Here is a 25141-nt window from a genome sequence, read left to right as displayed (position 1 = left end):
AATAGTCGAAATGGTGTATAATCTTAAAGTGCTCTGTCGCTTTACAGTGCAATAAAGTTGAGGATTTTCGATTTGTTTTATTGTATGATATGAGGAAAGCTTTAAATAGACAATGTTAAGACATTGATCCGGAAGAGGATGGGGGGAGCAGCATGACCGAACTTACGACTACCGCTAGCAAAAGCAACTCTAACAATCTGCTGCGGCGGGACGTACGGTTCTTGGGGAATATCTTGGGCGAGGTCTTGGTTCACCAAGGCGGCAACGAACTGCTTGAAATCGTGGAAAAAATCCGCGAAACCAGCAAATCGCTGCGCTCATTGTTTTTGCCTGAACTGCACAGTGAATTTAAAGAGTTGATCAATTCTCTGGATCCGGATAACCGGCACCAGGTTATACGGGCGTTCGCCATTTATTTTCAATTGGTGAATATTGCCGAACAAAATCACCGAATCCGCAGGAAACGGGATTATGAACGTTCAGCTGGAGAAACGGTTCAGCCAGGATCTATAGAGCGCGCGATTCAAGAGCTTCGGGAACGTGATTTCTCGCATGAGGAGGTCCGGGAGATTATCAAAGGACTGTCACTTGAGCTAGTGATGACGGCCCATCCGACGGAAGCGATGCGACGGGCTATTCTGGATATTCATAAGCGGATATCTGATGATGTCATGGGTCTTGATAACCCTACCTTAACTTTCCGGGAACGTGAGCAGCTGCGCGAGAAGCTTCTTAATGAAGTAATAACTTTATGGCAGACGGATGAACTTCGTGATCGTAAACCAACGGTACTCGATGAGGTGCGTAATGGGATGTACTATTTCCATGAGACCATTTTTCACGTGTTGCCGGACGTTTATCAGGAACTTGAGCGTTGTTTGAGCAAATACTATCCGGGCCAGAATTGGCATGTTCCAACCTACCTCCGTTTTGGTTCGTGGATTGGTGGCGACCGTGACGGTAATCCGTCCGTGACCTCATCGGTCACTCTGCAGACTCTACAGATGCAGCGCAAGCTGGCCATACGGGAATATCAGCGGATCATGAGAGAGCTTATGCGCTACCTCAGCTTCAGTACAAGCATCATCGAGGTCACTCCTGAGCTTGCTGAATCTATCGAGCAGGATCGGGGCATTATCAATCTGAATCGGGTCGACACTTGGCGTAATGATCATGAGCCTTACCGGATCAAGCTGAGCTATATGATCTCCAAAACTCAAAACGTTCTGGATGACGAGAAAAAAGGGACACCGGAGCGCTATTCCTCACCTGAAGAATTTATTCATGATTTGAATGTTATCGACCGCAGTCTGCGCTTCCACTATGCCGACTATGTCGCTGACACCTATATTAAAAAGCTTATCCGCCAAGTGGAGTTGTTCGGATTCCATACGGCTACACTCGATATCCGCCAGCATAGTCAGGAACATGAAAATGCGATGACGGAAATTCTGGCAAAGATGAACATCACTGAGGATTACTCTACATTGCCGGAAGAGGACAAGATCAAGCTTCTCGAGGGTCTGCTTAATGATCCGCGTCCGTTGACCTCACCTTACCAGGTTTATTCGGATAGCACCGAGGAATGCCTTGAGGTATACCGAACCGTGTTCAAGGCTCAGGATGAATACGGCAAACAATGTATTACCAGCTACTTAATTAGTATGTCAGAGGCCGCAAGCGATATTCTTGAGGTTATGGTATTCGCCAAAGAAGTAGGATTGTTCCGCAAGGATAAAGACGGCACTGTCGTATGTACGCTGCAAGCTGTCCCGCTGTTTGAGACCATTGAGGATCTGCATGAAGCTCCGGAAATCATGAACACGCTGCTTAGCATGCCAATCTATCGTCAAGCTGTAACAGCAATGAATGATATGCAGGAGATCATGCTTGGTTACTCCGACAGTAATAAAGATGGCGGCGTAGTTACTGCGAACTGGGAGCTTCGTGTCGCCTTGAAGCAAATTACGGCTACGGCGGACAAATTCGGCATCAAGCTGAAGTTTTTCCACGGACGCGGAGGGGCGCTGGGACGCGGAGGAATGCCGCTGAACCGCAGTATTCTGGCTCAGCCTGCATCAACTATCGGCGGTGGGATTAAGATTACGGAGCAAGGCGAGGTTATTTCCTCCCGTTATTCGATGCGGGGCATTGCCTACCGAAGCCTGGAGCAGGCAACATCTGCGCTGGTGACGGCGGCGATCCATGCCAGAATTCCACAGACGGATTTGTATGAATCTAAATGGGAAGAGATCGTGGCCCGTATTTCCGAAGTGTCGCTTACCAAATATCAGGATTTGATTTTCCGTGATCCGGATTTCCTGACCTATTTTAAAGAATCAACTCCATTACCTGAAGTAGGAGAGCTGAACATCGGCTCGCGTCCTTCCAAACGCAAGAACAGCGACCGGTTCGAAGACCTCCGGGCCATTCCATGGGTATTTGCATGGACACAGAGCCGTTATCTGCTGCCTGCCTGGTACGCTGCGGGAACAGGTCTGCAGAGCTTCTACGACGGGAAAGAAGAGAACCTGGAGATTATGCGCCATATGTACGAGAACTTCTCGTTCTTTACGACGCTGATCGACACCCTGCAAATGGCTATCGCCAAGGCCGACTTGGTTATTGCCAAGGAATATGCAAGCATGGGCAAGAACGAGGAAGCGCGTCAGCGGATATTCGGGCAGATCGAAGAAGAGTTCAAGCTAACCTCGGAGCTGATCCTGAAGATTACAGGCCAGCAGGATATTCTGGATAATGTACCTGTAATTCAGGAGTCAATCAGACTGCGTAACCCATACGTAGATCCGCTCAGCTATCTGCAGGTGCAATTGCTTTCCGAGCTCAGAGAGCTGCGTGACGGGGATGGAGACGATCCGGAGCTGCTGCGTGAGGTGCTTCTGACCATCAACGGAATTGCGGCCGGTCTTCGTAATACGGGCTGATGCTTTAATCCATATCTATATTCATGATGCTAAGAGCCGGTTGCCTGTATTCAGGTGGCTGGCTCTTTTCTTCTTTCTCGGCGTTAATGATATCACTGAATTTTCCAATGTGTGGACGTTTTTAGTAGAAGGTAACAATACATGTCTTGATTTTTACCCGGAGTTGAATTACGCTTTAAATGCTTGTACCGTGGAAATGTGTACATACGTACCAAGAACGGCAAGTCTGGGGGAGTTAACAGGTGGAGAATCTGGAAGGCAGATTGACAAAACTCGCTCTAAAAGGCGATCAAAGAGCATTTGCCGAACTTGTGGAACTATATAAAGATAAAATATATCATCTGGCGTACCGGATGCTGAATAATCGCCATGAGGCGGAAGATATTGTTCAGGAGACTTTTTTGCGCGTCTACAGAAATCTGGATCGTTACGATGACAAGCAGAAGTTCTCTACATGGATATATCGGATAGCGACTAACCTGTGCATAGATCGGCTGAGGAAGCGGAAACCAACCTATTCTTTGGATGCCGAGATGAACGATCAGGAAGGTATTGACGGCTATTCAATCATTCCGAGTGATAATGTGACACCAGAAACGGAATTGCTGCTCTCTGAGACCCAACGCATGATTTACGAGGCTATTGACAGTCTGCCTGTGAAGTACAGGTCTGTCATGATTTTGCGGTATCTGCAGGATCTGTCGCTACAGGAAATTAGTGATGTGCTGGACATGCCTGTAACAACGATTAAGACCCGGGTGCACCGCGGACGTGAGTTTTTGCGTAAAAAGCTGGCTCCGAAAATGTAAAATTTCATTTATTATTGTGAAACGTCTTCTTTTGAAGTACGTATTAAGTTATGAAGTTCCTATAAAACTGTCTTCGGATATGAATTAAATAGCACTCATGAAAGGATTGGCTCCTATGGAATGCAAACTGGCCGTCTCTATGATGCATGACTACCTGGATGACGACTTGCCCGATCAGCAGCAACGGGAATTGAAGGAGCATCTTATATCCTGTCCGGATTGCCGAGTAAAGTTTAAAGAATTGGAACAGACAGATATGCTGATGTTCTCCCTTATGCACCAAAACCCTGTTGCCTCGGATGAACTTGCCCACCGGATTATGAATTCTTTACCGAAATCCAAGAAGGAACCTCGTTTTATTACCTGGATTAAAAGGCATCCTGCACTAACTGCAGCTTCGCTATTTCTCGTCGTAATGCTGATGAGCTCCGTTACATTTTGGAATCAGGACGGACAGCTGGTGGTTAAGGGCAGTGATCTGGATCAGGTTGTCATTAAGGGGGATACAGTCATTGTACCTTCCGGCAAAATCATTTCCGGAGATCTCACCGTTGAGAACGGCAAAGCTCAGGTGTACGGGGATGTAAACGGCAATGTGACCATCATTGATGGTTCACTGTATCAAGCTTCAACCGCCCATATTTCCGGGCAAGTCAAAAGCATAGACCAAGCGGTAAGTTGGCTCTGGTATAAAGTGACGAATATGTTCTCTGATGTCGCCTACCGTTAAGTATATGCGATTGGTTAACAGGAATATCATCTGCGCCTCTTTTTCCGGAAAGATGGCGCTTTTTTGTTGCCGTAAAGCCGGTTTTCGGGACAACCTTCGTCCTAAACTTGCAACCTGAGCGTGAACGTTATAACCTAGATATGATACACATAACAGATATATTACATAAACCCAGCTAATATGAAATGACGGGGGTTTGAGGCAATGAGCTATTTTTCAGACATGACATGGAAAGAGTCCATTAAAGATATAATTGATATTTTAATCGTAAGCTACATTATCTATAAAGTGCTCAATATGGTACGCGGGACCCGTGCGGTTCAACTGCTGAAGGGCATTTTGGTGCTGGTCGTTATTTGGGCGATAAGTACCCTCCTTGATTTATATACGCTCAAATGGCTCATGAATCAGATGTTTACATTCGGGGTGCTGGCCATCTTTATTATCTTTCAGCCGGAGCTGAGGCGGGGACTTGAACAGCTTGGACGGGGTAAATTCTTCGGACGCACAGCAGAAAGCGATGAGGAGATCAGTAAATTAATCGGTGAAGTCATTAAAGCTGTTAATTATTTAGCACGTAGAAAAATAGGGGCATTAATCGTCTTCGAAAGGTCGACAGGGCTGAACGAATACACGGAGTCGGGAATTCCCATGCGTTCGGTGGTCAGCTCAGAGCTTTTGATTAATATTTTTATTCCCAATACACCACTGCATGACGGGGCGCTTATTATGCAAGGAAATCATATTGCTGCTGCTGCCTGTTATCTGCCATTGTCGGAGAATCCTTTTATCAGCAAGGAACTGGGAACCCGGCATCGTGCGGCAATCGGAATCAGTGAAGTCGCGGACTCTGTATCCATAGTGGTATCGGAAGAGACCGGACAGATTTCGCTGGCGATTAATGGTCAAATTGTGCGTGATATTAAGGAAGAATCACTTATTTCAAAGCTGTATGAAGAGCTGAGGGGAAGTTCTCCGCTCAAGGATAGAAGTTCTGCTTTCTGGAAACGGAAAGGGGACAGCAGCCATGGATAAGTGGATGAAGAATAATAATTTCAATAAAATCCTTGCACTTGCGATTGGTATTGTTTTATGGACGATGGTTCATATTGACGGTGAATCGACTTCACCTGCAGCCGCAAGTATGAGCACCAAAATTATCGAAAATGTAAAAATTGAGGTTTCCGGCTTTGATGAGGATAAATATGTGCTGGATTCTAAAGACGCGGATAGCGTAAGGATGGAAGTTAGCGGCAAAAGCTCCGATATCATGTATGTATTCTCGGATGCTTACCGTGTCACATTGGATTTAAGTGATGCGAAGCCGGGTACGATGAGGATTCCGTTATCTTATTCATTGCCTAACGGTGTTCGTCTGATTTCGATGACGCCGCAAGAGGTTAACGTTCATATTGAACTGCGGAATACGAAGTCTTTTCCTGTAAGTGTTGCTACTAAAGGCGAGCCGGCAGAGGGCTACCAGCTTGGTACGCCGGTTATCCAGCCGGTGGGTACAGCAGAGGTTACGCTTTCTGCCAGTGAACTGAGCAAGGTTGCAAAGGTGCAGGGGACTATAGAACTTGACGGTGAGAATGAAACGTTTAAAGAGAAAAGAATGAAGCTGGCGGCCTATGACAGTGCCGGTAACGAGATTAAAGGGGCAGTTATAGAGCCTTCTACAGTATCTGTGGAATTACCGATAACCCTTCCTTTCAAAAGCGTGCCGCTGGATATCGGTTTTACAGGTCAGCTCCCGAGCTCTCTGGTGCTTTCCCGGGTGACACCGGAGTTAGAGAGTGTCGTTGTATACGGCTATAAGGACTCATTGGCAGCTATCACTTCATATGAAGCCATGATTGACCTTAGCACAATAAAGGCTGCGGGTACGAATCAGGTCGAAATAAAATTGACCCCGCCAGCCGGTACGGAAAAGATTGAGCCAGACACAGTGAACGTCATGGTATCCGCCTCGGAGATTGCTGAGCGGACTGTAGAGGGGATTCCGGTCATCCTGCAGGGGTTAGGCAGCGGCTTGGAGGGCACTGTAACCAATCCTGCGAGTGGAGCTGTTACGCTGACATTATCGGGAGCCCCGGCTCTGCTGGATCAATTGGACCGGAACAAAATAAGTGTTGTTGCGGATGTTAGCGGTCTGATAGCCGGAACTCATGAAGTATCCCTGCAGGTATCACTGCCCAAATTCATAGCGCTGAGCCATTCGGGAGAGAGGCTCGTTGCAACTGTACAGCTTAAGCCCCCGGCAACACCGGCTGCTTCGGCAACTCCGAGTGCCAATAGCGGGAGTACACCGGAGCCAAGCTCTGCACCGGTTTCAGGCGAGGGCAGTCCTTCCGGGGTGCAGCCGACCCATAGCGGTACTGATCCGGTTATGAGCCCAGCTCCTTCAGCCAGCAATGAGAATAGCGGAGCTTTTAACCAAGGTGAGAGTACCGGAAACACCAATAATAAAGCCGGAACGTAACTTTCTGTGTAAACTAACGTCTATTTTTACAGCACCTTTATACACACAATAGACAATTAGCCATACAATAATACATTAAGCTGTAGCAGCATAATAAAAGGAGAAAAGATATGGGAAAGTATTTTGGAACTGACGGAGTACGCGGAGTCGCGAACCAGGAACTGACAGCAGAAATGGCCTACAGTATCGGCCGTTGTGGAGGATATGTATTAGCAGGTAACGTGGAGAAGCCGAAGGTTGTTATCGGGATGGACACGCGTATTTCCGGACCTTTACTGGAGTCGGCTCTAGTAGCAGGCATGCTGTCCATTGGAGCGCAGGTTATCCGTCTTGGGGTAGTAAGTACACCTGCCGTTGCTTATATTACACGTCTGTTAAAAGCAGATGCCGGTGTCATGATCTCAGCTTCACATAATCCGGTTGAAGATAACGGGATTAAGTTCTTTGGCGGAGACGGCTTCAAGCTTACGGATGAAACCGAGCTGCGTATTGAAGAACTTATGGATGCTGAGACGGATGAGCTTCCTCGTCCTGTAGGATCAGGTCTTGGAACGGTTACCATCGATAATGACTCCAAATACCTCTATCTGGAATATTTAAAGACGACAGTTTCTCACAGCTTTAAGGATATCAAAATCGTTCTGGACTGCGCTCATGGAGCGGCATATGAGCTTGCACCGAGACTGTTCAGAGAGCTTGGCGCAGAGGTTATCTCCATTGGAGCGGAGCCTGACGGGCTGAACATAAACGATGGATTCGGTTCGACACATCCGGAGACACTGCGTGCTGAGGTACTGAAACATAATGCGGATTTGGGACTGGCTTTTGACGGGGATGCAGACCGTTTGATTGCTATCGACAATAACGGCGAAGAAGTGGACGGAGACTTCATCCTGTGCATTTGCGGTGATGCGATGAACCGCGCCGGCAAGCTGAAGGACGGTACGATTGTATCGACCGTAATGAGTAACATTGGCTTTTACAAAGCTACCGAGAAATTGTCGCTGAACACGGCAAAGACAGCTGTAGGTGATCGTTATGTTATGGAAGAAATGCGCCGTGGGGGCTTTAACCTGGGCGGAGAGCAGTCGGGTCATGTGATTTTCCTTGATTACAATACGACGGGTGACGGCATTCTGACGGCAATCCAGCTGGTGGATACCCTTAAGGCTTCAGGGAAGAAGCTTAGCGATCTGAAGGCGATGATGACGAAATATCCGCAGGTGCTGGTTAATGTACGTGTACAGGATAAGACCAATTATCCGAATAACCCGGCTATTGAAGCGGCTATTACTGAAGTGGAAGGCAAGCTTGGCGATAACGGCCGTGTGCTTGTTCGACCATCCGGTACCGAACCTCTAATCCGCGTAATGGCGGAAGGGCCGGATAAGGCTGAGCTCGACTTTTTTGTAGGACAGATTGTGGAAGTTGTGCAGCGCGAATTGGTATAATTCATATCCAGAACCATTTATAGCCGGTGTGCGGAGAGCCTGAACTTCGTTTCACCGGCTTTTTATAGTGTTAATAAACTACAGGTCATTGCCAAAGCGGTGTAAGGTGCATATAATAGATTAAGTGTCATTCGAGAAGGAAAGCGGGGGTCGTGAGGTTCGTTATACAAGCGCCAGAGCTTGGTCTTGCGCGGGGGAGAAGGGAAAGCCAATAGGTTGTCACTCAGGTGGCAGGGCTGAACCGGATCACGGCAGATGTAAGCTGACGAGGTGGAGGTGTTCGAAATGTTCGGCGGGGACCTCCCGGTGATGCACCAGAGCCGTAAACGAAAGCGGAAAATGGAAGGGCGACCTTTCACACAACGCTTTCGTGGGTGCAGCAGAAATCATAATTCATGGATGTGCGTAATCGTAAGAGCGGTCTGCTACGGCAGAGGAGAAGGCTGTACATTTCATGAACGATAAATATATGTCACAGTTTATTTTGTTGGGTTAGGGCGCAACAGAATATTAGCTTTTTCTCAAAACATGCCGCACGGCACGTTTCTTTCCTTACGCCGCCACATTTCGATAAAATGGACGGAGGAAAATATAATGTGTGGTATTGTCGGATATATTGGTAATCAGAATTCGCAAGGGATCTTGGTCGAGGGCTTGAAGAAGCTGGAGTATCGTGGGTATGATTCCGCTGGTATTGCTGTGTTTACAAAAGAAGGACTGCAGGTTGTTAAGGCACAGGGTCGCTTGGCGAACCTGGAAGCAAGATTGGAAACCAGTCCGCTCACAGGCAGTGCAGGAATCGGACACACACGCTGGGCAACCCACGGGAAGCCTTCGGATGAGAACTCCCACCCGCATACGGATGAGAGCCAGAAGTTCTCGGTTGTCCATAACGGCATTGTCGAAAACTATCTGGATCTGAAGGAAGAGCTGATGGCTGCAGGCTGCCACTTCTCCTCAGAAACCGACACTGAGGTCATCTCCCACCTGATCGCGCGCGAATACAATGGAAATATTGTCAAAGCGGTACAAAAAGCAATTACCTACATGCGCGGTGCGTTTGCGCTGGGCGTGCTGACTGAATACGAACCGGATAAATTGGTGGCTGTGCGTCAAGCAAGTCCGCTGATTATCGGTCTTGGCGAAGGTGAAAACTTTATCGGGTCTGATATTCCGGCTTTGCTCGAATATACCCGAAACGTATATATTTTGAACGACGGCGAAATGGCCGTCCTGACACGGGATGCTGTCGAACTGATGACGATTGAAGGCAACTTTATTTCTCGGGAAATGATTACTGTCGATTGGGATGCTGTAACAGCGGAAAAAGGCGGCTACGAGCACTTCATGTTGAAAGAAATCCATGAGCAGCCTAAAGCTTACCGTGATACTATGCGCGGCCGTATGAATGCCGAAGGCAATCAGGTTATTCTGCCGGAGCTGAATTTGACAGTAGAACAAATCAAAAACATCCGCAACATCCAAATCGTCGCTTGCGGTACTGCTTATAATGCAGGTCTTGTAGGACGCAATCTGATCGAAACTCTGGTACGTATTCCAGTAGAGAATGACATCGCTTCGGAGTACCGTTACCGTGCGCCAATCGTTACCCCGGAAACATTGGTTATTGTAGTCAGCCAATCCGGTGAAACGGCCGATACCTTGGCGGCTCTGCGTGAAGGTCAAGCAAACGGTGCGCATGTACTGGCGATCACTAACGTGGTTGGCAGTTCCATTGCCCGGGAAGCAAATGATGTACTCGTTACCCTGGCCGGACCGGAAATTGCTGTTGCTTCCACCAAAGCTTACACTTCACAGCTGATCGCATTTACGCTGCTGGGTTTGTATTTGGCTGAAGTGCGCGGCACACAAAACCAAGAGCAAGTTGCAGAGATTCTGACAGCTATGCAAGCTCTGCCGGAGCAAGTTGAAGAGATTTTGGCACAAAAAGAAGCTATTAAAAACTATGCGGAGCAAATCTCCAAGCATAAGCACCTATTCTTCATCGGCCGCGGCGTAGATTACGCTGTAGCTCAAGAAGGCTCGCTGAAGCTGAAAGAAATCTCCTACATTCACTCCGAAGCTTACGCTGCGGGCGAATTGAAGCATGGTACGCTGGCCCTGATTGAAGAAGGCGTTCCTGTTATTGCACTGGCAACCCAGGAATCCGTTCTTGAGAAAACCGTCAGCAACATCAAAGAAGTGAAAGCCCGCGGCGCAGACGTGCTGGCAGTTACTCACGAAGAGCATGTAAATGACCTGCTTAGATCTGTTGATCAAGCTTTTGTAATTCCTAAGACCTTGCCGCTGCTGACACCAGCTTTGTCCGTAGTTACGCTGCAATTGCTGGCTTACTACGCTTCGCTGGCTCTGGGCCACGATGTGGATAAACCACGGAATTTGGCGAAGAGCGTTACGGTGGAGTAGGACCGGAATTATAGTTACAAGTGTTGTCAGAAGAAAATAAAGTATTAGACTGAAAAATAAAGTGTTAGACTCGGAAAATAAAGTATTAGACTGAGAAAATAAAGTTGTAGACTGGGAAAATAAAGTATTAGACTGACGGATTCGGTAATACTACTACTAGAAGCTCTTCAACTGTCTAAAGAACTGACATCCAGAATATACATCATGACTCTAATTGAGGCTGCCTTCGGGCAGTCTCATTTTTTGATTTTGGGGGTGGTTCATAATGGCCAAACGAAAACGGGAAATCACAGAAGCAAAAATAGATCGTTTTATTAAAGAAGGAAGAGGTCAAGGAACAGGCAAAGACTATATTCCATGGCTTCGGGTTCAAGATGTTCCCTCAGAAGGCAGAGCCACTCGTGGGGTAGGCTGGACAACTGGCCGAAGACATGAGCTTCTTTCAGATATTGAACGTGACTATTGTTATCTTCTGGATTACTCAGATGATGTATCGGATATTCGTGAGCAGTTCCCTCTCCTACCTCTGGAAGAAACAAAATTGATAGCTGAAAGAATAGGTGTGAAGCATCCTGCTGATCCCAAAACGGGCATTGCTATTGTGATGACGACTGATTTTTTAGTCACCTACAAAGAAAAGCAATATGCCAGAACGGTAAAACCTTTCTCTGAATTGGAAAATGAACGCACGATTGCAAAATTTGAAATAGAGCGAGTTTATTGGGCAGAACGCCATGTGGATTGGGGAATTATCACCGACCATGACTTGCCTGATATTCTGATTAGAAATATTGAGTGGGTACACAAAGAGTTTGATAATGACGATGTTTCTGAATTAGGCGTTTTCGTTATTCAAAATCTACAGAAGATACTTTCCGAGCGTTTAAGTTCTGGAGAAAACATAGCAAGAGGTTGCTCAATCTGCGATGAACAACTCGGATTAGAGATAGGAACGTCATTAGCTCTGTTTCGTCACTTTATAGCCCGGAAAATCTGGTCCGTAAATATGAATGAAAGAATTATCCCATCGCATCCTGCGAAAGATTTCATGATAAATGTAACAGAAGAGAAACTAGCAAAAGGTGGATGAATACTGTGCAATCACTCTATGAAAATATGGTTGTGGAATGGAAATCTTCTGATTCCGAAGACCGTTGTGTTGAACGTATTTTGTGGATTTCACCTGTCGATGATCTGCTCTGTTGCATTGTAATGGGAGACGAAAAAGCTTTACCTAATATGAGAACCTACTCTGAATATACTGCGGCTTTTAAGGCGGATTTGCTAAAACAGGTTGATTGGATCAATGATAATATCCCTCTGCTAGATTCTGATATAAATAGTGAACATTTACTTATTCGTGATAAATCATGGGACGCGATTAAAGATATTGTAACTGACGAGCCGGATTGCTTCGAAAAGGGATTTAGAGGATTGAAAATCAGGGAAGTACAAGCAAGAACAGGAATACATAAAAGTACCATCTATCGCTATTTGCGCAGATATTGGCAAGGTGGCAAGATGAAGAACGCCCTATTACCCCATTTTAATAATTGCGGAAATGTAGGGAACGACAGAGCAGCTAAAGAAAGCAAACGTGGCCGACCAAGGAAATTTGAGGATGAACCTGTAGGTATTAATATCGATGAAGAAATCAAACAGTTGCTGCGATCAGGAATTCGGCTATTTTATAACAATAAAGACAAATCTCCTCTTAAGCATGCTTATCAGAAGACACTAGAAAAATTCTTTGCATCCGGATTCAGGCAAGAGGGCCAAGCGCTTATCCCGGTTCTTCCACCTCCTGATAAGTTGCCGACTTTCGGACAATACAAATATTGGTTCAACAAAGAAATGAACTTGGAAGATACGATTACAAGCAGGCATGGCAAAAAGAGATTCTCACTAGATTACCGCCCCATTCTTGGCAGTTCCACTTACGAGAGTTTTGGTCCAGGTTCCCGATTTCAAATTGATGCTACTGTAGCAGATGTATATTTGGTCAGCGAATATCGCCGGGAATGGATTATTGGGAGACCTATTATCTACATTGTGATAGATGTGTTTAGTCGATATATTGCAGGGATTTACATCGGTCTCGAAGGACCAAGCTGGATTGGTGCGATGATGGCATTAGCAAATACCACAACAGATAAAGTGAATTTCTGTGCTCAATATGGTATTAATATTGATCCAGAGGACTGGCTGAGCAGCCATTTGCCGCAAAAATTAACAGCTGACCGTGGAGAACTTGAAGGAACCAGGCCAAGCCAACTTATTGATGTTCTGGGCGTAGATGTCGAGAACGCTCCTCCCTACCGGGCAGATTGGAAAGGGATTGTGGAGCAGCAGTTCCGACTAGCGAACCTGCGAAGCATACGATTTATCCCAGGCGCAATTAAAGAACGTTTTAGAGAGCGTGGAGAACGGGATTATCGCCTAGATGCAAAATTGACTCTTCGTGAATTTACTCAGATTATGATTCACAACATTCTTTATCATAATAATGATCATCATATGCGGTGGTATGACCGGAATGAGTTTATGGTGGCTGATGAGGTAATGCCTATCCCGAGAGAAATATGGAACTGGGGAATTATTAATCGAAATGGGCGTCTTAAAAAGCAGCCAGAACATATTGTAAAGCTCAACCTTATGCTTCAGGGAGAAGCTACTGTTACTGCTGCCGGCATTCAGTTCAAAGGTGTACATTACGGATCTGATCTGGCGATGCGGGAGCAGTGGTTTGTAAAGGCCAGGGCGGGTAAAACGTGGCGGGTTAAAGTATGCTACGACCCCCGTTCGACTAATGAAATATATTTATGGCTGGATAACGGCCATCGATTCGAAACATGTACCCTGCTAGAACGTGAAGAAAGATACTTTAATAAAAGATTTGAGGAAGTTGAAGATCTATTAGAGATAGAGAGGCATCAGGGACGGCATCAGGATGTGAATAACATGCTCTCCAAAATTGAGCTTGATGCGCAAACGAAGGCGATTGTCGAAATGGCAGCGAAGAAGACAAATGAAGCCATTAAGCAAAGCGAAGAAAGTAACAATCAGCGTGTGAAAGGAACAAGACAGCGTCGCACTACCGAAAGAATGGCTAATCGTGAACATGAGGCTTTTCAGCTATCGGGACAAGATGAAGCCCGGAAAGGCTCAACTAATAATGTAGTACCTCTAAAAAGTGATGAAACTGCTGACAAGAAACAAGCATACATTCCTCCAGCTGACAATCTCTCGAAGATAAAAGCCTATTTGCATGAAGAGGATGATGAAGATGAGTGAATTCGACGTTCCGTTATTTCAATTCAGTCGTGGTAACTTCATGGAGGCAGATTATCAAGATCCGTTGCTGGAGGACTACCGAAATAACCCGCTGCTAGAGGCTCTTCCGCCGATATGGGATGATAAAACAGTTGTTAATAAATTGGCTTCGAAGCCGATCTTCCATGCTTCAGAGCGTGATTTGCCGATTCATCTTCGATTGCATTGTATTCAGCGAATCTCGCGTGATTTTTTCAGACCTCTAACCAGGCATTTAGAATTACAGCAGAGCATTTCCAGGCTGATTAGAGATGGCTATGTGGGACGAAATCCTCTCACCCCTAATTATGCCTTTAGAGCCCGCAAGGATGCCTATGAGCTGATTATGCAGGGGAAGACGAGCGGATATCCAGTCAACACACCAACCTCAGCTGGCTTTGCTTTAGTTGGAATATCGGGGATTGGTAAATCCAGTAGTCTATTGCGTATTCTGCAAATGTATCCGCAAGTGATTTTGCATCGGAAGTATCAAGGTCAAGATATGCCGGCCCCATTTCAAATTGTCTGGTTGAAGATGGATTGCCCGCATGATGGCTCGATAAGAGGATTATGTCTTAACTTTCTACTGGCTGTAGATAGTTTGGTCGGAACTAGATATTACAAAAAGAATTCAACAAGGAATCCGGATGAGTTATTGCCTATAATGGCACAGGCTGCGGCTGTACATTGCCTTGGTGTGCTCGTCATAGATGAAATTCAAAATTTGCAGGAAGCTAAAGATGACCGCGCAGCGCAAATGCTCAACTTCTTTGTTCAATTAGTTAACACGATTGGCTTGCCGGTAATCCTCGTTGGAACCTATAAAGCTCTTCCTGCCTTGAACGGAGAGTTTCGAAATGCCCGGCGCAATAGTGGTCAGGGAGATGCCACTTGGCATCATTTCAAGAAAGATGATGAATGGGAGTGGCTATTACAAGGTCTTTGGAAATACCAGTGGACTGACATTCAGGTTGCATTAAACCAGGAATTTATTGATGTGATGTATGACGAGTCTCAGGGGATTTCAGACATTGCCATTAAACTGTTCATGCTAACCCAATGGAGAGCCTTAGATAAAGGAATTAAACAAATTACACCGGAATTAATTCGTTCTGTGGCCAAAGACCGATTAACCTTGATACGGCCTGCGTTGGAGGCTCTACGCTCTGGGAAAAAAGTACAGATTCAAAAGTTTGCCGACATTTACGATAGTGTTTCAATCGATGATTACTTGGATCGGATAGAAGCCGAACAACGGCAAGCTGAGCGCTTGGAAACGATCCGGACAGAACTTGGTTACGATATTACTGAACAGACTGTGAATGAGTTAAGTGCGTGGCTTGTAGATGCCGGCTTTGGGGCTTCTATAGCTCTTAGTTCATCTAAAGAAGTAACACAGAAATATATACAAGAGGCAGATACGGTGGATCTTCACAAGGAAGCATTGAAGCTAGTGTTGTTGAATCAAAGTGCAGCCTCAAATAAGTCGTCAGAGCAAAGTAGAAAGAACAAATCTAAAGTGTTGCCCACAGAGCCTAACGACTTACGAGTTATTACTGCCCAAGGGAAGAAACAGCAGAAATCAAACTATGATGCGCTTAAAGTAGCTGGGTATATTAAAAATCCAATGGAGTTCCTCGGATAAGGTTGTGTGTAGATGAATGGACGATGTGAATTGCCAATTCCGTATCCCGATGAACTTCTGTATAGTGTCGTTGCCCGTTATCATATTAGATCAAACAACAGCAGTCCTAAATGGACACTCAAAGATGTATACGGAACTAAAAATGTTATTGCAACGATTGATCTGCCCAGCCATATAGGTGAACTTTCTCGTAGAAATATAGTTAAGGATATATCGGTTGATCAATGGATCGATGAGCATACCTTCTATCCGTTCTATGCACCATTTATGCCAAGAAAGAGAGCCCTTTTATTGCGTAAATTGATGGAGAGTGGGGATGGTTCAGGAATCCATGCACTGGTTGGAATTACAGCCAGCACCTTTGATCGAGATAGCAAATTACACTACTGCCCTTCATGTTATGACGAAGATGTTCAACAATACGGTGAGCCTTTTTGGCACAGAAACCATCAACTCCCTGGCGTATGGATTTGCCCTAAACATGGTGCTATTCTGCACCAAATAACCAATCCAGTTTCGGAACGATATGGCCTTACTGTTCTTCCTATTTCGAGAAGGATGTTCCGCTCAATTCCGGTTTTAGAAAACATATCTGATAATACTTTTGAACGTTTATTAGCCATCGCTATGGATGTTCAAGCGCTACTGCAGATGAAAGAAGAACGAGAGCTCTATAATTCCAAACCTTTATTGCTGTCATGCTTGTCAGAGTTAGGTCTTCTGACTGCAGCGGAACGTATAAGGCAACAAAAATTAAGAGAACAATTCATTTCATTCTTTAGTTATGATCTGCTGGACAAGCTTGAAAGCATCCCAAAACAGGATGACCACACTTGGTTAGCAAGTGCAACAAGATCAATGAGATATACAGTTCATCCTTTACGTCAGATACTCCTCATACGCTTTCTGTTCGGTTCATTTAAGGCTTTTTTAGAGCAATCGAGGGGAGTTCATAGTCCATTTGGCAAAGGCCCCTGGCCCTGCTTAAACAAAGCATCTGAGCACTATAAGACGGCTGTCATACAGAATTGTGTGGTCACTCGTTGCTCAGATACTGGAAGACCTGTTGGAACATTTGTTTGCGAATGTGGATTCTCTTATTCAAGACGTGGGCCAGATCAGAATGAAGAGGATAAATTCCACAAAGGAAGGGTTAAGTCTTTTGGACCTAACTGGTTAAGCAAGCTTCACGAATGTCTGCAAGCAGGTCTCTCCTATCGTTCAACAGCTGGGGTTCTTGGAGTGGATACAAAGACGGTTATAAAATATTCTGGTGGAGCAGTTATAGAACAAAGAAGTAAATTGAAAGTGAATCAGATAAAGAAAGTTCAATCATCAAAATCAGTTCAATCCACGGAATACAAAAAGGCTCGTGTCGATTGGGAAAAGCGCGATTTAGAACTGAGCTGGCAGATTGAGAATGTATGCAGGGAACTCCTTGCGAGTAGTGACAATAAACCTGTTAGAATACGTGTTTCAGTAGTCGGCAAGCGAATTGGGAAACTAAGTATGCTCGAAAAACACAAAGACAAGTTGCCTATAACAATAGATACTCTGGCTACTTATCTCGAATCAACTGCTCAGTTTCAATGTCGACGAGTGCGCTGGGCTGCTGAACAAATGAAGGGTGAATGGCCGTTGAAAAGGTGGAAACTTGCAAAGAAGGCTGGACTTCGACCAGGTTATCTTAAAGTCGTGGAAAATGAGATTAACCGATGTATTGGTAATAACGTCATTACACACCCTCTTTCAACTATTGAGGTGAAACAATGGCATCATTAACTCTAAGTGATACATTATTTGGAAATAAAGAGGTTGAACTATTCTGGTTTGGTTCACCCTATATGGATTACAACGGGAACTGGCGAATTAAAGTTGCTTTCCGAACGGCATCTATGAGTACAAAAATTGTTTCATATCCATGGGGTACCCTCCCCAATCTACGTATTGGACAGTTATATACTGATGGAAAATATAATCCTGTAAAGCCGATAAGTGGATCACCCTATCAACTATCCATTAATAATTTCAATCAAGGTATCGTAACGAATGGTTTTAAACTACCAAAACGTCTAATCGATTTCGGGAAAAATCCTGAATTAGGATTACAGAACATCATTCAATTTAAAGTGAATCGACTCACATATTGTATTCCAGTCATTGAATTCATTCGAGCAATGTTTATAAATTCAAGAAATTTGGCAATTCAGTTACTTCAGCCTCATGGATTAGAGCTGCTTGTAGATAGGAATGAAGTTAACGACGAAACGCTATACTTTGACATGAGTAAACGTGTCCCACAGAAATTGGCTACAGAAAGCAATGCGCAGCATATGTCATGGATATACAGTGATGTTAGTGTAAGAGCTATGTGGGACTCTGTATACCAGCATATCTTCAGTCAGGCAATCAAGAGTTCTCCACAGAATCCCAACGCTGCGCTAAAGAAGGGGATTCCTTTAAATGTGGATTTACCTGATCTCGGCCCTATTGAAATGTATGTTCGTGGAGAGAAATCTTTTGATTATATTCTGGTAAAAGAGATTATTGGGTTCAGTGGATTTAGGCATCCGCATAAGAAGATCATATTTTGGCATCCATCCAAAAATCGGATTGAAACCAGGAACGGGGATAAACATATGCGTTTAACCTCAAAGCCAGATAATGATGATTACATACTGATTGATGAAAGCAAAGATGCAAAAGAGGATACTAATCAAGATGTATTAGAGGCGCCGCCTACATTTTTACGTTTCTCCAACTCACCAGTTGTGACAACTAGAAAGCAAAATACCAAACTTTCAAATACAGGAAGCGACACTATAGTTACAACAGGCAGAGGCGGGAAAAACTCAGGTTCGTTGGAAGAAGTTAGCACCCAGGATTCTGCTGTTGGCGGTGATACGCCTCCTATTGATTTTCAGACACTTGAAACGTTACCTGTTACTGAGGCTTTTGGTTTGGAATCTTTCTTTGAAATGATTCAGGTTCTTAAGGAAACGATGTCTGCTAAGATCAACCTATCTGTATTAAGAATTCCCCATGGTAAGCGCTTCTCCACCTGCCCCAATGGATCACGCCGTACTTGTGCTATTGTTCAGGTTGTAGATGTTGCATCTACAGCATACATAATTGAGGTTGCGAGACCGGATAATTGGTCGATCTCTACTCTGGTTCTTAGGCCTATTCAGGAATTATCATTTAAGAAAATAGAGCAGAACATCAAGTCGCTCCTTGAAGGACTGGTTGAAAAAGGCGGGCATTGGGATCAGTACATTCTTGATCGATGCAGTGGGATGGAGATTGAGAAGGTTAAGCATTATCGGAGTGATGATTGTTTAAGTTGGGTATTCAGAATAACCGGAAAACTAAGTTGAAAAGTCATATTCTCATTTTTATAGAGAGGTCCCTGTTAAAGAATATTACAATATGTGGTCAGAGATATATGTCAAGACGTAAGAAGGAAAATATGCTAAATTTATAATACAATTATAATTCACTAGAACATAATAGAGACTGGTAGGTAAACATGACGTGAAATATACATGTATTGAAGTTTTTTGTGGAGCGGGTGGTCTTGCATATGGCTTGAAGAAGTCAGGTTTTAAAATTCGTTACGCATTTGATAATGACCCTATGGCTGTTGAAACATTTAAGTTAAACATATCACCAAATGCATCTGTTGAAGATGCTTCAAAAATAACATCTGAGGATCTTTTGAAAAAAGCCAAACTTAAAAAAGGGGAATTGGTTCTTCTTTCTGGAGGCCCCCCATGTCAAGGGTTTTCAAGACAAAAAAAAGATGGTGCAAACGGTGATAAAAGAAATAGATTGATTGTTAAGTACATTAGGCTAGTTCAGGGGATTGCACCTAAATTTTTCTTAATGGAGAATGTTGATACTTTTAAGAAAAAAAGAGGAAAAGCATACCTTGATTTGCTACAACATGGTTTGGAGAATGATTACAATATAATTGTTCGCGAAATTAATTGTGCGGATTTTGGAGTACCCCAAACTAGGAAAAGAACTATTATTATCGGAATTCGAAATGATATTGATTGTAATTATAAATTCCCAAAAGAAACGCATAAATATCCTAATTGGAGGACTGTTGGGCAAACAATAAAAATGTTAGAGGCCCCACCAGCTGACGGAATAGAACATCATGATTTACCTAATCATTGCCTTGCTAACATTACGGAAAAAAATATCGAGAGAATAAAATATGTTCCTCAAGGCAGCGGTAGAAAGTGCTTACCAAAACAACTCCAACTCCCATGCCATAAGAAAAAAACTGGTTGGCCAGATGTTTACGGTAGAATGTCTTGGGATAAACCAGCACCTACAATAACAGGTGGGTTTGACAATTTTACTAGAGGGAGATTTGCCCATCCTAGGGAACATAGATCTATCACTGCAAGAGAAGCTGCTTTATTACAAAGTTTTGATAACGGATTTAGATTTTTGGGGAACAAAGGCGATATTAGAAAGCAAATTGGAAATGCAGTTCCCCCCTTAGTTGGTGAGATATTGGGGAAATCTATTATAAAAGCTTTAAAAAATGGAAAGTAAAAGGTTTTAAAAGAAGGAGAGGAATCCTTTTGGCTAGATTTCGTACAAAAGCCCGTGCAGTGGATCTGTTAGGTAAGCAACAAATTCGTGATGAAATTACTGCAATTTCCGAATTATTAAGAAATTCTTTTGACGCCGATGCTTCTGAAGGACTAATAGATGTATCTATAAAAAATGAAAGTATAGTAGTCTGGGACGATGGGGATGGCATGGATGAAGGGGATCTTATTAACAACTGGCTAACGATTGGTACATATTCAAAAGTAAGAGCTAATCCTATAAGAACGTCCAAGGGTAGAGTGAAAATTGGTGAAAAAGGTATAGGTAGATTAGCAATCTCATTGCTGGGTAACCAATTATTGATTGTTTCAAAGAAAAGATATGAAAATGTGTGGTCATTACTTTATTTGCATTGGGACCTTTTTAGAAATGAAAATCTTTTTTTGGAAGAAATTGAAATACCAATAAAAAACTTTGATTCAATAAATAAAATAATTCACTTTTTACAAAATGATTTCAATATATTAAAGGAAGAATTGATAAAAAATATTGAAAATAACTCTAAGTGGAGCGGTGAAATAGCTGGAAAAATCATTGGTGAAATTCATGACTTTTCACCTTCTGATGATCTATTCAATAGAATGAAGATTAATGAGTTGCGTGGTGGTGGAACAACATTTTATATCAAGAACATTGATAACGATTGGGATTGGAATGTATATAAGGTTAATATTGAAGATGAGAGTCGTAAGGAAAGGAAAAGAAGGTTACAGAATGTGCTTGTTTCTTTCACTAACTTAATTGATTTATTTGATAAAAGAGAAGATGAACAAATGGAGAATAGCTTTACTCCAAGAATCCATATTGATGGCTTGAAATTAGAAAGAGAGTCCTGGTTCAATCCTGAGGATATAGAGCTTTATGATTATGCATTAAAAGGAGTAATAGAGAATGGAGAATTTACTGGGCAAATTTTTATACGTAATTCGTCAAGTATAGATGTACATGAAGTATCTAAAATTGTTTTAACTAGCGGGATTCATACTAATAGTATGATAGATTGCGGACCAGTATACATAAAATGGTTTTTTATCGAGGGAGAGTACCATCAAACCTCTTTAACAAGAGAGCAATTACAAATGATGAGGGAAAAGTTGATTAATTCTGGTGGAATTTATGTTTTTAGAGATGGATTAAGAATCCTACCATACGGTGAACAAGGAAATGATTTTTTGAAAATTGAAGAACGTCGTTCAAAAGGTGCTGGATACTATTTATTCAGTCATCGGAGAATGTATGGTTTTATGGAAATCAGCAAAATGAATAATCCGAATCTAATCGATAAATCAAGTAGAGAAGGTTTTGTTGAGAATAATTACTACAAACATTTTTTAACAACTGCTCAAAATCTTCTGATTTGGTGGGCCCGAGATTTTTTTGAATCTCAGAAAGAAAATGGAGTTAGATTGCAAAGAATCAAAAGATTACAAGAAGATAGAGAAAAAGAAGAAAGGATGATAAAGCAACAAAGAGAAGAAGAATTAAGAGAACGTCAGTATTTCCGTGAATTATCGTCTTTATTAGGAGACTTTTCCTCTAGACTAAATTTTTTGTACCAACAAGTTAAAAATGATATTGACTTGAAATTATCATCAAATACTCGCAAGCTAAACATTGATAGTAGCAATAGCTATGAATTTAAAGAGAATCTTTATAGGTTGAAAAAAACATTATATGATTTAGCAGATAAATTAGAGATTGTCCAAATATCGTATAACTCTAGATACTCTCATCCGCTGGAGATAATGGATCAAATTGATAAAACAATTGTTCAGATGGCAGAGTCTAAGAGGAGCTTGATAAATTATATAGATGATTGCATAAGTGCTATTAAGGAACCTTCATATGAAGAGGAAGAAGATGGTCCAGAAGATAATGAGGTAGCAAACCTAATTAATAAGATATCTCAAGCTATTTCATGGAGGAAATCAACTACTGAAAGTATTTTCAAAGAAATAATTGATGATCAAATAATCTCGTTCAAATCCGAAATTGATACAATTTCTAGTAATGTATTGGCCGTTTACGAGAACAAATTAATAGAAAAAAGGAAAAACTTTCTGAATCCTAGTATGAGAGAATTGGAACAAATTGAGATTCTTTTAAATCAGGTGATAGATAAATTACAATCATTCGATTTTTTGCTTAATCCAGAAGAAGTTAAAGTTGAAGCCGAAAGTATTCTAAAAGAGTATGAAAGTCGGATGCTTATTTTACAAAAAGATATATTGCTTTTGGCACAAGAAGTCAAAGAATTTGATGCGACTAAAAACATTAAAGCCCTCTTTAAGGATTTAGAAAGTAGAATATCAGATGGATTAGTTTTAAATTCTGATAATGATTTTATTGGATTATTGAAAAAAGAGGTTACTATGTATCGCGATCTTTCTGCAGTTGGTTTAGCAGCAGAACTTACAAGCCACGAATTTAATGCTCTTTACAGTACCATACAAGAGAATTTAAATGTCCTTTACAGGTCTCTAAGTAAAACTAAAGCACTTCCTGTTGTAGAGAAGACTAGAAATGCATTTAAATCTTTGGAAAGATTACATCAAAGAATGAATCCCTTATATCGACAAGTAAGAGCGAGGAAAGAAAAAATATTTTTAAAACAGTTCATAAATAGTATTTTGGAATATTTTGAATCTGATTTAGAAAGATATCAAATTAAAACATTCATAAAGGTACCTGAAAATGCATTTCTGAAAGAAACAGACTCTGTTTTATTCACTCCTATTGTCAATGTTGTCTCAAACGCTATATATTGGGTTTTAAATCAAGAACAAAAAGAAATTCACTTCTATATGAACTCAGAGGATAAATTTTACATTCACGATACCGGCCCTGGAATAGATCCGAAAGATAAAGACAGGGTATTTGAACCTTATTTCACCAAAAAAGCTGAAGGAAGAGGACTAGGTTTATTTTTATCGAGGGACATTTTAGAGGCACGGGGCCATAAACTGTATTTAATAAATCCTGGTGAAGAAATTTTACCATATAAAGGTGCTTGTTTTTGTATAGAATTTAATTTGGAATCACTTGGAGTGGATGAATAATTATGAATCAATTTATGCAGGTTGAAGATATTGTAAAGAGATATTTTGATAATGCCGTTATTATTGATGACCAAATGAATTTCGAAGAAATTATATTGCCTGAATTAACTGATCAGGATTTAGGTGAACTGCCAGATGATTTAGTAATAGGTCAAGTTGCAGTCACGGAGGAAAGTGATCTAGATTCACGTCCTCAAAAACTTTTGCAGCAGTTGACTTTAGATGGATTTATCGCTTATCCGTATAAATACAGTACTCAAGATGTAGGAGTTCAAATGCAATTTCTTTCAAAGGTGTTAAATACATCAAAGCTACTGTTTGTGGATTGGAATTTAGAAGGATATAAACCCGAATCGCCTGATAAGCCCGGAAAAGCTGCAATTGAAATTTTAAATTATTATGCAGATCAGCTAGTAGGATTAAAATGTGCTGTGATTTATACACAAGAAAATAGTAAGGAAGTTCTTGATGCTGTCACCGCTCATTTTGATGTAATTGATCAAGAAAACTTCTTCTTTCAAGAAAAAGGAAAGACAGAGGGAAATTCACTATTTGGGTTTATTATAAGAAAAAATACAGAACCAAGAGAAATTGTTGAAATGATTTCCAAAATTCTCTTGAAGGATAAATGTATCCCTATTCATATAATGGATAGTGCTAGCAGGCTTGAGAATAGTATTACAAAAGCAATTCACAAATTTAATGCTCCGTTTGAAAAAGTGTTACTTACTCAAATCTTATCATCAGATATAAAAAATGAAGGTATACCCAAGTTTTTGGATGATACATTATTATCGAATATTCTTTCTGATGAATCATCATATAAGGCAAGTAACCTTTTATTTAGCATAAAAAAACAAAAGATCATGGAGAAACTGAATAGCGATTCGATAAATCTTGCAGTTATGAAAAAATTCTGTGAAGTTGTAAATTTAAAGGGTAAAGAAGTTGTTGAAAACTTATTTAGAAATAGTGCTTTTCTAGTTGAACTTAAAAAGGCAATTAATGATAGTGAAGTAGATACATTTGAAAAGCTAAAGTTGAGTGTAATCTCTATATCGCCAGATCAGGCCCTTAACACTAAAATTAATGAATTTATCTTGGCCCTAGTACTAGTTGTTGATTTTATTGACGATGAAGCTCTGTTTAAACAATCCTTTTTAGAACAGACATATTATTTTACAAAGTTAATAAAGTATATTGAGATAACAGGCGATAACATTCATACAGGGAGTATCTATAAAATTTTGGATAAGGATAAGTATCTACTGTGTATTACTCCTTTTTGTGACACACATAGACCATCTACAAAAGTTGAGAATATTTTTAAGTTTATTGTCGGTAAACTCATAGAACCAAATAAGGCTTCTTTAAAAAATGATAGTGAAAATTCTTGCTGTACTGGTGTCCCATTTACAAGTGATAAGGCAGTTAAGTTTATCAAATGGGACTTCTACAACGTAGTTTCACTCGAAGTAGATGAAGTTGCTAGAACTACTGAGAAAGTTGCTACGTTGAGAAAAGATTACATTCAAAATATTATTAACCGCTATATTGCATATCAAGCAAGAGCAGGAGTTAATGAACTTTTCTACAAAGAAACCTTTCGTGAAACATTTTATGGCATATTTTAAAAAAATATAACAAAT

Annotated in this window: 15 protein-coding genes; all 15 read left to right on the top strand. The window is 42.0% G+C overall.

The genetic code is table 11. From position 1 onward, the window contains the following. The first annotated feature begins 152 nt into the window (after window positions 1-152). The 15 genes from ppc (at window position 153) to PaeBR_RS21115 (ending at window position 25126) form a co-directional block, all read left to right on the top strand. Window positions 153-2945 (top strand): phosphoenolpyruvate carboxylase, encoded by a 2793-nt coding sequence (gene ppc / locus PaeBR_RS21185; RefSeq protein ID WP_410512455.1) that lies wholly within the window; start codon window positions 153-155, stop codon window positions 2943-2945. A 242-nt stretch (window positions 2946-3187) separates the two neighbouring features. Then, window positions 3188-3754, top strand: a complete 567-nt coding sequence (sigW, locus tag PaeBR_RS21180) for an RNA polymerase sigma factor SigW (protein ID WP_410512454.1) — start codon at window positions 3188-3190, stop codon at window positions 3752-3754. A 115-nt stretch (window positions 3755-3869) separates the two neighbouring features. Next, entirely contained in the window at window positions 3870-4484 is a 615-nt protein-coding gene (locus PaeBR_RS21175) for a zf-HC2 domain-containing protein (protein ID WP_410512453.1), read from the top strand. Between the two features lie 204 nt (window positions 4485-4688). Further along, window positions 4689-5519: a diadenylate cyclase CdaA gene (gene cdaA, locus PaeBR_RS21170; protein WP_410512452.1), complete on the top strand. Its 831-nt coding sequence runs from the start codon at window positions 4689-4691 to the stop codon at window positions 5517-5519. After that, on the top strand, window positions 5512-6966 hold the full coding sequence (locus PaeBR_RS21165) for a CdaR family protein (protein ID WP_410512451.1): 1455 nt from the start codon (window positions 5512-5514) through the stop codon (window positions 6964-6966). Before cdaA ends, PaeBR_RS21165 begins: the two co-directional genes overlap by 8 nt. A 110-nt stretch (window positions 6967-7076) precedes the next feature. Continuing rightward, on the top strand, window positions 7077-8417 hold the full coding sequence (gene glmM / locus PaeBR_RS21160; RefSeq protein WP_410512450.1) for a phosphoglucosamine mutase: 1341 nt from the start codon (window positions 7077-7079) through the stop codon (window positions 8415-8417). Window positions 8418-9011: 594 nt separating this feature from the next. Then, window positions 9012-10844, top strand: coding sequence for a glutamine--fructose-6-phosphate transaminase (isomerizing) (gene glmS / locus PaeBR_RS21155; RefSeq protein WP_410512449.1), 1833 nt, complete (start codon window positions 9012-9014; stop codon window positions 10842-10844). Between the two features lie 265 nt (window positions 10845-11109). Then, window positions 11110-11934, top strand: a complete 825-nt coding sequence (locus PaeBR_RS21150; protein WP_410512448.1) for a TnsA endonuclease N-terminal domain-containing protein — start codon at window positions 11110-11112, stop codon at window positions 11932-11934. Further along, a complete protein-coding gene (locus PaeBR_RS21145) occupies window positions 11931-14138 on the top strand; it encodes a Mu transposase C-terminal domain-containing protein (protein ID WP_410512447.1) in 2208 nt (735 codons plus the stop codon). The genes PaeBR_RS21150 and PaeBR_RS21145 overlap by 4 nt, the downstream gene beginning before the upstream one ends. Next, window positions 14131-15801, top strand: a complete 1671-nt coding sequence (locus tag PaeBR_RS21140; protein ID WP_410512446.1) for an ATP-binding protein — start codon at window positions 14131-14133, stop codon at window positions 15799-15801. Before PaeBR_RS21145 ends, PaeBR_RS21140 begins: the two co-directional genes overlap by 8 nt. Before the next feature lie 12 nt (window positions 15802-15813). After that, window positions 15814-17583 carry a TnsD family Tn7-like transposition protein gene (locus tag PaeBR_RS21135; protein WP_410512445.1) on the top strand — a complete coding sequence of 590 codons (1770 nt, stop codon included), beginning with the start codon at window positions 15814-15816 and terminating at the stop codon, window positions 17581-17583. Then, window positions 17571-19178 (top strand): Tn7-like element transposition protein TnsE, encoded by a 1608-nt coding sequence (locus tag PaeBR_RS21130; RefSeq protein WP_410512444.1) that lies wholly within the window; start codon window positions 17571-17573, stop codon window positions 19176-19178. Before PaeBR_RS21135 ends, PaeBR_RS21130 begins: the two co-directional genes overlap by 13 nt. Window positions 19179-19335: 157 nt before the next feature. After that, the gene (locus PaeBR_RS21125; RefSeq protein ID WP_410512443.1) at window positions 19336-20373 is read left to right on the top strand and encodes a DNA cytosine methyltransferase; all 1038 of its coding nucleotides are present in this window, start codon (window positions 19336-19338) and stop codon (window positions 20371-20373) included. Between the two features lie 29 nt (window positions 20374-20402). Next, window positions 20403-23492 (top strand): ATP-binding protein, encoded by a 3090-nt coding sequence (locus PaeBR_RS21120; RefSeq protein ID WP_410512442.1) that lies wholly within the window; start codon window positions 20403-20405, stop codon window positions 23490-23492. A 2-nt stretch (window positions 23493-23494) separates the two neighbouring features. Continuing rightward, window positions 23495-25126 (top strand): hypothetical protein, encoded by a 1632-nt coding sequence (locus tag PaeBR_RS21115; protein WP_410512441.1) that lies wholly within the window; start codon window positions 23495-23497, stop codon window positions 25124-25126. Window positions 25127-25141 lie beyond the last annotated feature (15 nt).

This window comes from Paenibacillus sp. BR2-3 (assembly GCF_046529485.1).
GTDB lineage: Bacteria > Bacillota > Bacilli > Paenibacillales > Paenibacillaceae > Paenibacillus_AQ.
The sequence above is the reverse complement of the archived record's forward strand: the minus strand, read 5'-3'. Positions and strand labels throughout refer to the sequence as shown.